A 9,547-nucleotide genomic window follows, 5' to 3' on the forward strand; every position below is an offset into this window, starting at 1 on the left:
TTTCAATGCTAAAATAAAAGCGTTCAGGGCACAGTTTAGAGGGGTCAAGAATGTGGAATTCTTTCTGTTTAGATTAACTACAATCTTTGCTTAAACACAACTTTTGATCTTGATCCGTTTTTTCATTTGTTAATAGAGACTTTAAAATCAATAACTAAACTATATTATTTTAGTTTATAAAACAAGTCTATTTTTTTTAAGAAAATATGAAGAACAAAAAAACCCAAACGGCAGCGTTTGGGTTTTTCACACTAATACTACTAAGATTTTAGGTCTATCGTAATCGATCTACAGATTTTACGAGATCTTCATCCTTTTTAATAGCCTTGTTAGCCAAGACTAAACACACAATAGAAAAAATAGGAAGAAGAATCCCAATACCTTTCTCAGAAACGTTAATTTCTCCAGATAAATTTAGAGATTGATATACAAAGATTCCTAGTAAAACAAAGTTTAATACTATATTGAGTCGTCCCAAAACAAATTGGGATTTCCGGTTTTTAAATCTAAAAATCGAAAATACAGATAATAATGCAGAACCCAAAAATAAACCTAGATAAGTATAATTATCTATTGCAAATACTTTTGCTCCTGAATTATCTGTCCACAAATGAAACACAAATATTAAACCTGCTGAGATAACAGCAGCTAAAAATAAATATAAGGTTTGTATGCGTTGAATCATATCTTTTATTAAAAAAGTTCTGCAAAATTAGCAGTTTATTTTTTAAAAAGATAGAAATTGTTTTAAAATAAAATTGTATTATTGCAATAGAAAGAAGTAACGTACTGAGTTGCATCATTCTAATCTTCCAAATTAATCTCACTTTTTTTCTTTTTATTTCATTTAGAAAATATTGAATTAATAATATCAAAATTATAATACATATACAACATACGAATGTTTGAAATTTCTCAGTTAAAAGCTAAAAAACTTCCTGAATTACAGGAGATAGCGAAACAACTAAACGTACCAAAATACCGTACACAAAAAAAATTAGACTTAGTTTATCAAATTTTAGATTATCAAGCAGCCAATCCTGCTGCTGTTAAAGCTAAAGTAGAAACAGAAGCTAAAGCTGAACCTAAACCAAGTAAGCCGCCACAAAAGCGTGCTAGAGTTCAAAAAGCTCCTCCAAAAACTAAAGAACAAAAAACGCTAGAATTTTCTGACGATAAAGAAGAAACTAAAGCAACACCTCCAGAGCGTAAACCTCAGCCACGCAAGCCCCAAGAACGTAAGACACAAGAGCGCAAACCTCAAGAAAACAAACCTAGAGAAGATAAATCTAGTACTGACAAACCTACTAACGAAAAGGCTCATAACAAACCTCAAGAACAGAAGAAACCTAACCCTCGTAAAGACGACAACAGACGTTCACAAAACAACAAGGACAACAGGCAACCACGTTCTAAAGATGGCAATAAAAATAACGGTAATAAAGATAGCAGAAATCGCTATCGTGAACCAGACTTTGAGTTTGATGCGATTATTGAAAGTGAAGGTGTTTTAGATATTATGCAAGACGGTTATGGGTTTTTAAGATCTTCGGATTACAACTACCTATCGTCTCCAGATGATATTTATGTCTCTCAATCTCAAATTAGATTATTTGGTCTAAAAGTAGGAGATACTGTTTTAGGTAATGTTAGACCGCCAAAAGAAGGTGAAAAATATTTCCCATTAATTAAGGTAAGTAAAATTAATGGTCAAAACCCTAATGTTGTAAGAGACAGAGTTGCTTTTGAACATTTAACACCATTATTTCCTCAAGAGAAATTTAATATTGCCGAAAAGCAAGCAACAATTTCTACACGTATCATGGATTTATTTGCTCCAATTGGAAAAGGGCAACGTGGTATGATTGTATCGCAACCAAAGACAGGTAAAACCATGTTATTAAAGGATGTTGCCAATGCTATTGCAGCGAATCATCCTGAGGTTTATCAAATGATTTTATTAATTGATGAACGTCCTGAAGAAGTTACAGATATGCAACGTAATGTACGTGGCGAAGTCATTGCTTCTACCTTTGATAAAGAAGCACATGAACATGTAAAAATTGCAAACATCGTTTTAGAAAAAGCAAAACGACTGGTAGAATGCGGGCATGATGTTGTTATTCTTTTAGATTCTATTACACGTTTAGCTAGAGCTTATAACTCTGTTCAACCAGCATCTGGAAAAATTCTTTCTGGTGGTGTTGATGCGAACGCTTTACACAAACCAAAGCGTTTCTTTGGTGCTGCTCGTAACATTGAAAATGGTGGTTCTTTAACCATTATTGCAACAGCGCTTACAGAAACAGGTTCTAAAATGGACGAAGTTATCTTTGAAGAATTTAAAGGAACAGGTAATATGGAATTACAGTTAGACCGTAAGATTTCTAACCGTCGTATTTTCCCTGCAATAGATTTAACATCATCTAGTACAAGACGTGATGATATTTTATTAGATGCAACTACTATTCAACGTATGTGGGTTATGCGCAAATATTTAGCAGACATGAATCCAGTAGAAGCTATGGAATTCATTAACGATCGTTTCAAACAAACTAGAAACAATGAAGAGTTTTTGGTTTCTATGAATGGCTAAACCATTTCAATATATATCAAAAAAAAAACCTTGAATTAAAAATTCAAGGTTTTTTTATATATCATATTATCCTGATGTTATACTCTGGGTTTATTAATACCTCTATCGTACATCACAATACTGCCTGCGACAGACACATTAAGACTTAATTGAGATTGAAATTTTACTAAAAAATGGCTTTTTTCGATAGCCTGTTTAGACAGCCCATGGTCTTCTGCACCTAATAAATAAACACAACGTCTAGGATGATTAAAAGTTTCTAAAGCCACAGCTTCTTCTGTTAATTCTACTCCAACGAGTCTTGCTCCTTTAGGGATATTATTAAAGAAATCTTCAAAAGTATCGTAGTGAAAATATGGCATTGATTTAACCGCATTATGGGTATCACAAGCTTGTTTTGCATAACGATTGCCTATTGTAAAAATAAAACTTGCTCCTAGATTTTGAGCAGACCTCCAAAGCACTCCTAAATTTTCTGGCGTTTTCCCATTCTGAATTCCAATTCCGAAGAATTCGTTTGTAAAATTATCATTCATAAATCAAAAATATAAATTTGAGTTATTCTTTGATTAAGAAATCAAAAAAAAGAGGTTGTATAAATATTTAAAATACTATTTATACAACCTCTTTTTAATATATATTATGCTGTTACAGCTAACTTAATCTTTATGACATTAGATATGTCTAAGACAATCTGTTTGAACATATGTCAGCTTGAGTGCAGTCGAAGAATTAAATCCCTATAAGTATTTCGACTGCGCTCAATATGACATTTCATTCTTTATTCTTTTTTTTAACACTCTTTTTTTGATCTATATTATGCTGTTGCAGCTAACTTAATGTTTTGTTTATACTCTATTGGCGAGCAATTGTATTGCGCTTTAAAGATTTTAGAGAAGTAACTTCTACTTGAAAACCCTAATGAATATACAATTTCAGAAATGTTTAAGTCTGTGTTTTTAATAAGCTCTTCAGACTTCTTAACTCTTACTGATCTTATAAAACTGTTAAGCGTCTTACCATGCATTAATTTAAATCCTTCCTGAACCTTAGCTGGACTTATTGAAATCTTCGCTGCCAATTCTGTAACGCTTAGGTTAGTCTCAGGGAAATTATTAATGTAATCCGATAATTCTTTTATTTGCTTTAATTCAAATGCAGTTAATGATCCTGTTGGATTTTGAGAACTCTTTAGATCTAAAGAATGTTGTTCTATCTCCATGGCTAATACAAAATTCACTAATCCTTGAATTAATAATGTTCTTACAACACCATCTTGCTTTATAGCCTTTAATTGCTTAATGTTTTCTGCAATTTTTAAGTTATAAGAACCTACATAACTATAATCTGCTGTTTTTCCTGAAATAAAAAGTTCTGAAACCATACTATTTATATGGTGCTTCGCTGAGCTCTTTTCAGAGGTGTTCACCGAAATAATTGTAGAGTTTACATAAACGTCTTTAAAAAAGCTGATATGATTTTCATTGGTCTCAATATTAGCAGAAATTCCTGTTTGAAATGTTTTAACTGTGTTTGAAGACCCATTATTATTAAAAGAATGTTTTAATTTTCCTTCTGAACAATATAAAAAGTTAACTACTGATCGTTTAGAACTTTCTACAACGAACTTAATGTCTTCTTTAAACTTTACATCAAACTCAATGAATACAGTGTTTCTTTCTAGTTCTATACCTCTAATTAAGCCTACACCTAACTCATTATCTATTTTTAACTCAACCTCTTTTAGGTTTGTTGTAAAAGTTCCACCAACTTCATTATTTAAAGCGTGAAACATAAATTGTAAATTATTTGCTTTAATCTCTATAGTTTTCATATGTGTTTGTTTTTGGTTAGACTGTAATTTTTATAAACCCTAATTAATCTTACTTATTAGGATTGTAACTCTTGTAAACTTAAATGGTCTCTTTGGTGCTTACTACGGCATTAAGTTTTGAATACCTTAGTTCTGAATAAGCAACTTCAAATTTGCGTTTTGGAAAAATTCTTCCCACTCTTGCAAACTGCTTTTGTAAATGTTTAGATGATATTTTCATGATATAATTGATTGGTTAATTTTCTTATGACAAAGTAACAACCTCTTTAGGCTTGCTATGTTATACAATTCCTCAGTTTTGTTACATCATTTCTAATATGTGTTAAACAAAACATAAAAAAGTACAAAATTAGAGGTCTATTAAATCAACCATCAACTCCATATAAACCAATGCTTACAAATACACTGAAGAATAACCAGGCAGAATGGATAATTAAAAAAATAGATTTAAATGGAAACGTTTAAATTGAAGTAACCTTGAAGAAGGCTTGTGTTAATCTTTAGAATTATTTCTATTGACAACTATAAGTAAGATAATAGCTACTACTAATACAATGTGAATTACAGCAGATAATGCATAAACAAAAAAGCCTATCGCCCAAAGGATAACTAACAGCACTAAAAAAACGTAAAGAAAAGTCTTCATTGTAGAAAAACGATTTTATTAAGAGCTCCAACTCTTTACAGAAATTTGCTATAAACCGGTTAAAAGAAATAGTTTAAGCACTAATAAAAATTGAGGAGTAAAACTCATAACAAATATGCTCAATTACAAATAGAGCATGTTATACAATTTCAGAAAATGTTTATACTATTTTAAGGCAGATGATAATGTCTATTATTTTAAAAACGGCAAGTAAATTATAAATGTGGCACCAATATTAGGTTTGCCCTCTGCAATAATAACTCCTTTATGGTTTTCTACAATCTTTTTACAAATGGCTAAACCAATACCTGTACCTGAATATTCAGATTTACCATGCAACCTATTAAAGAGTAAGAAGATCTTTTCGGCATAAGTTTGCTCAAACCCAATACCATTATCCTTAAAGGTGATTTTATGATGAAACTTATATAAGGATTCCTTTATTTGCTCTACATCTCTAGAGCGCACCTCTTCGTGTGTAATTTCTATTATTGGAGGAACATCTTCTTTACTATACTTTAACGAATTGCTTATTAAGTTGATAAACAATTGTTGAATTTGAAACGAAATGACCTCCATTGTTGGTAAATCATCACAAATAATTTTAGCTTGTTTCTCTTCAATACTATCTAAAAGCTCTGTCTTAGCATGCTCTAAGAGCATATTCATATTTGTTTTTAAATATTCCTTTTCAGAGGTATTTGTTCTGGAATATTGCAATAAATCTTCGATAAGCATACGCATTCGCGCAGATGCAGACTTCATTCTTTGAATATAGAGTTGTCCACTTTCAGAAATATGATCCTTTTCTTTAGCCTCTAGTCGTGACATAAAAGTCTGGATTTTTCTTAAAGGCTCTTGCAAATCATGACTCGCAACATAATTAAATGCAGACAGTTCTTTATTGGTACGTTCTAACTCTTGATTACGCTGCTCTATAATTCTGTAGTTTTCAACTTCACTTGTAATATCAATGGTAACACCAAACATTTTTTTATCACCTTCAGTATCATCCATAAGTTTAGAATAAGCCTTTAGATGCCTAATGGTCCCATCTTTGTGTACTACGCGATACGTCGTAAAAGGCAATTCTTCTTCGCGCATCATCATATTAACTTGCTGCCCTAAATGGTTGATATCTTCTTCGTGTACGTATTTATAAAAATTTTCTAAAGTTGGTTCAAAACTTTGTGGCTCTTCACCTACTAGACGATATAAATTATCTGAAAACTCAAATTCATTTTCTTCAATATACCAAACCCAAGTACTGGTATTACTCACAATCTCAGATTGTTTGGTTAATTTTTCAAAAATTTCTAATTCAACATTATTCTCTTTTAGAACTTTTAAATCCTTAGTCATCTTAAAATAAGCTAGTAAAAGAATAACTAATGTTACTATTAATAGGCCATAAAACAACAAGGGTGTTAAACCTATTTTCTCTTCATTAATCTCTTGATTGTGTATTAATAAACGCTGCTCTAATTCTAACATTTCGGTGATATCTGCACGGATTCTGTCCATCTTAATTTCACCTTCATGAAGTAAGAATAATAAATCTTGAGAGAGTATTGCATCATCCTTTGCTAAACTAAACGATTTGTCAAAATTCTTAAAGCGTGATGCAATATCGCTCTTTAATTCCTTGAGTTTTTCTACCTGCTCACCATTAGGAACAATTAGAGTATCTAGCCTAGAAAGGTTGTTGGTTATTTTTTGTAGACTCTCATTGTACGGATTAAGAAATAGTGAATCATGCGTTAGCAAAAAGCCTCTATGTCCTATTTCAGCATCTTTAAGGTTGGAAATAATAAGCTCTAACTCACTTCTTAACGAGTAATTATCTTTAACAACTTTTGATGTTTGAGATAACTCACTAATATGTTTATACGTAAAACCACCTATACATAAAATAACAAAAAGACCAACGACAAAAGCGGTTCTTAGGTATCTGCTGGAAGGTGTTGGCATAGCTTATAATCTTAATAAAAAATTGTCTTTATTTAAACCACTGGTATGATATTGCCAATTGGTAGTTACGACTTCTGAAAGTACTTTTTTAAGTTTTTCAAAATCATTAGGCTTCTTAATATATACATTGGCACCTTTAACAAAGGTGTTTTCGATATCTTCTTCTGATGCCGACGTAGAGTAAATGGCAATGGCCATACCTCTTAATCGTTTAGCCGATTTGATATCTTTTAAACATTCTAGTCCTGATTTTTTTGGCATATTAAGATCTAGAAATAATAAGTTAGGAAGGGTATTATTGGAATCATTTAAATATTCCATTAATTCTATACCATCCTTAAAAAGTAAAACTTTACTTTTAATTTTCAATTCTTCAAAGGCTTCGGTAAAAAATAACCTATCGTCCTCATCATCATCAGCCAAAGCTATATTAATATAATCGCTATTCATATCTACAAACTTATAGTTAGGTTAGTTTATTTGTTTTCTTTTAGCAATAATACGCTGAAAAGCTGAAGGTGTAATACCTGTTGTATTTTTAAATTGTTTACTTAAATGTGCCACACTGGAATAGTTGAGTTTAAATGCTATTTCGGTAAGCGAAAGATCTTCATTTGTCAATAATATCTTAGTGTACTCTATTTTCTGTAATATAATAAAATTTTCAATGGACGTATAAGTCATTTCAGAAAACAAATTAGACAAGTAGTTGTAATTCTCTTCGAGTTGCTCAGACAAATAAACAGAAGTCTTCACATTTATATCCTTTTCATTAAAGACCATATCTACGATGACATCTTTAATTTTTTGAATAACGATTTTTTTAGGGTCTTCTACAACCTCTATTCCGAAACTATTAATATCTTCATGAAACAGTTTTAACTGCTCTTCTGATACTTTATCCATCAATTCTATTTCACCAAAAGCTGTTTGCTGATAATTGAATTCGTGCGCTTCCAATTTCTGCTTTAAAACAGTATTGCAAACTTTAGTAAAATCGAATTTTAACAATAATTTCATTATAAATCGTATAGCACTAGGTTAATATTTACTCTATTTTGATTTTAATCAAATTTAATATTAAAATTCACATAAATCACTATGTTATTTTACAGAATCACTAAAACATAAAGATTGAAACTAAATATTTCTATAGGTTGAACTTTTTAAAATGTAAAAAAAGCCGATTATAATAACCGGCTTTCCTTTGTGATATAGATTTAATTGATCTATTAAAATTCTGAATAATTAAATTTTTGACCACCTATTGAAATATCTGCCATTGCTCCAGCTTTTGATTTTGCAAAAATGACAACACCATCATTATAATTGACATTTTTACTAGCTCCTTTATCTACTATTACCGCTTTTGCTTCTGCAGAAAACTCAAAGTTTCCTTGCTTAAATGCATTTAAGGCCTCTTCTGTTTCAAAGAACACAACTTGTATATAGGCTTCTCCGCCTGCTTGTAAACCAATGTCTAGCTTTTTCATATCAGCCATTCCTATAGGCATTCCGTCTTCATAAACAACACCATTACCTGAAGCCGCACCTATAATTAAGGCACCTTCTCCTATATTTGGAAACACAACATAGCCCGAAGAATTGCTAAAAAATTTCTCTAATCCAACATCTGACTTCTTTAACGTTGAGATTGCTTTCTCTGCATCTTTCATAACACGTTTATCATCTTTATTTTGAGCAAATGCAAATACAGTTACAAACAGCAATGCCATCGTTATTATTAAATTTCTAATTTTCATAATTTTAAATTTATTGATTAAACATTCATTTAAAGAAAGTCTTAAAAACAGTTAGTCATATAACTTTCTTTAGGGTAAAATTATGAGTATTCTCTATTCTTAATTGATGCAATACAATTAATTATTGATGCTATTAGAGATCGTATTATAACAGGATTATATAAAAAGAAGGCAAATAAAAAAGGCTTTCGATTTCTCGAAAGCCTTGTCTTACTTCGTAGCGGGAACAGGACTCGAACCTGTGACCTTCGGGTTATGAGCCCCAAGACCTCCTTTTTTGAAACCATTTTACTGGGGTTTCACGCTATTATTATGTAGAATCGTGTTCAAAAACGTGTTCAGTTTTATGTTCACTAGTTATACAAATATTTATATGCAATATAAAAAATAATTTCATACCATAAAACATCTTTTTTTTTGTTAAATACAATTAATTAGTACTTCGATTAAACCTAGTAATCTGAAAACATTTTCAACATATAATTAGCTATGCGCAAATCATAAAACAACTAAAAAAACTTTAGATATCATAAATAAAACAAAGGATAACAATTACAAAAAACTGCTGTTATCCCGAATATTTACATGATAAATTACTATTATTGTGTTGATATAACACGTTGTAGTTAATTATGAAGAAACTTTCGTACATATTAGTAACATTAGTATTCCTGAGTTGTAAAACAGAAAAAAAAGATGTTTATCAAGAATATAACGGACAAATGGTAAAAGTGGAA

The 9,547-nt window shown here is 30.7% G+C and carries 10 protein-coding genes; 1 reads left to right on the forward strand and 9 read right to left on the reverse strand.

All coding sequences use genetic code 11. The annotated features are described in order from the left end of the window. Nucleotides 1-274: 274 nt before the first annotated feature. Complete coding sequence (locus VDP25_RS16930) at nucleotides 275-685, reverse strand: DUF4293 domain-containing protein (RefSeq protein ID WP_215924581.1); 411 nt, start codon at nucleotides 683-685, stop codon at nucleotides 275-277. Nucleotides 686-901: 216 nt separating this feature from the next. Between VDP25_RS16930 and rho the strand changes: the two genes are divergently transcribed. Continuing rightward, nucleotides 902-2,596, forward strand: coding sequence for a transcription termination factor Rho (rho, locus tag VDP25_RS16935; protein ID WP_334471734.1), 1,695 nt, complete (start codon nucleotides 902-904; stop codon nucleotides 2,594-2,596). Nucleotides 2,597-2,673: 77 nt separating this feature from the next. Here rho and VDP25_RS16940 read toward each other — a convergent pair whose 3' ends face one another. The 8 genes from VDP25_RS16940 to VDP25_RS16975 form a co-directional block, all read right to left on the reverse strand. Beyond that, on the reverse strand, nucleotides 2,674-3,132 hold the full coding sequence (locus VDP25_RS16940) for an RNA methyltransferase (RefSeq protein ID WP_334471735.1): 459 nt from the start codon (nucleotides 3,130-3,132) through the stop codon (nucleotides 2,674-2,676). A gap of 281 nt (nucleotides 3,133-3,413) precedes the next feature. After that, nucleotides 3,414-4,430, reverse strand: a complete 1,017-nt coding sequence (locus tag VDP25_RS16945; RefSeq protein WP_334471736.1) for a helix-turn-helix domain-containing protein — start codon at nucleotides 4,428-4,430, stop codon at nucleotides 3,414-3,416. Nucleotides 4,431-4,509: 79 nt separating this feature from the next. Then, nucleotides 4,510-4,650: a hypothetical protein gene (locus VDP25_RS16950; protein ID WP_334471738.1), complete on the reverse strand. Its 141-nt coding sequence runs from the start codon at nucleotides 4,648-4,650 to the stop codon at nucleotides 4,510-4,512. A 273-nt stretch (nucleotides 4,651-4,923) separates the two neighbouring features. Beyond that, nucleotides 4,924-5,076: a DUF5670 family protein gene (locus VDP25_RS16955; RefSeq protein WP_334471740.1), complete on the reverse strand. Its 153-nt coding sequence runs from the start codon at nucleotides 5,074-5,076 to the stop codon at nucleotides 4,924-4,926. 192 nt (nucleotides 5,077-5,268) lie between these two features. Beyond that, nucleotides 5,269-7,047, reverse strand: a complete 1,779-nt coding sequence (locus VDP25_RS16960) for a CHASE3 domain-containing protein (protein ID WP_334471742.1) — start codon at nucleotides 7,045-7,047, stop codon at nucleotides 5,269-5,271. Nucleotides 7,048-7,050: 3 nt separating this feature from the next. Continuing rightward, nucleotides 7,051-7,497, reverse strand: coding sequence for a response regulator (locus VDP25_RS16965; RefSeq protein ID WP_215924588.1), 447 nt, complete (start codon nucleotides 7,495-7,497; stop codon nucleotides 7,051-7,053). Nucleotides 7,498-7,518: 21 nt separating this feature from the next. Further along, nucleotides 7,519-8,067 carry a helix-turn-helix domain-containing protein gene (locus tag VDP25_RS16970; RefSeq protein WP_334471743.1) on the reverse strand — a complete coding sequence of 183 codons (549 nt, stop codon included), beginning with the start codon at nucleotides 8,065-8,067 and terminating at the stop codon, nucleotides 7,519-7,521. A 212-nt stretch (nucleotides 8,068-8,279) separates the two neighbouring features. Beyond that, on the reverse strand, nucleotides 8,280-8,810 hold the full coding sequence (locus tag VDP25_RS16975; RefSeq protein WP_334471745.1) for a lipid-binding SYLF domain-containing protein: 531 nt from the start codon (nucleotides 8,808-8,810) through the stop codon (nucleotides 8,280-8,282). Between the last annotated feature and the right edge of the window lie 737 nt (nucleotides 8,811-9,547).

The sequence above is a fragment of the Winogradskyella sp. ECml5-4 genome, from assembly GCF_036903175.1.
Lineage (GTDB): Bacteria > Bacteroidota > Bacteroidia > Flavobacteriales > Flavobacteriaceae > Winogradskyella > Winogradskyella damuponensis.